At 70.9% G+C, this 454-nt stretch carries 1 protein-coding gene; it reads left to right on the top strand.

The window, feature by feature from the left end; all coding sequences use genetic code 11:
• Positions 1-454, top strand: a 454-nt coding sequence (locus ACPCUX_RS18790; RefSeq protein WP_423389395.1) for a fibronectin type III domain-containing protein, incomplete at both ends; no start/stop codon positions are given.

The following is a 454-nucleotide window of genomic DNA, read 5'->3' as shown; positions in this document are numbered from 1 at the left end:
CCTGGCGCGCGCCAACCCCGACACCGTCGACGACGCCCACCAGGGCAAGGCCACCACCGTCCCCGTGCTGGCCAACGACTCCAACCCCTTCCCCGACACCCCGCTGGAGATCGTCGGCGCGAGCGTCGAGACGGGCAGCGGCGACGTCTCGTACAGCGGGGGCGACGTCGTCGTGACGCCCGCCGACTCGTTCGTGGGCGTCATGGTGGTCGTCTACCGGATCCAGGACGCGACGAAGGACCCCGACCGCATGGTCGAGGGCCGCGTCCAGCTCAAGGTGCTGGGCAAGCCCGAGGCGCCCTCGACCCCGCAGGTCGTCGAGGTCCGCTCCAAGACGGTCGTGCTCACCTGGGACCCGCCGAACAACAACGGCGCCGACATCACCGGCTACACCGTGCGCTCCCAGAACGGCTACGAGAAGGCCTGCGGCACCACCACCTGCACCCTGGACGGC

Origin of the sequence: Cellulosimicrobium sp. AB352 (assembly GCF_049538415.1) — a bacterium.
Classification (GTDB): Bacteria; Actinomycetota; Actinomycetes; order Actinomycetales; family Cellulomonadaceae; genus Cellulosimicrobium; species Cellulosimicrobium funkei.
Note: the sequence above shows the minus strand (reverse complement) of the source record. Positions and strands in the feature narration are given on the sequence as shown.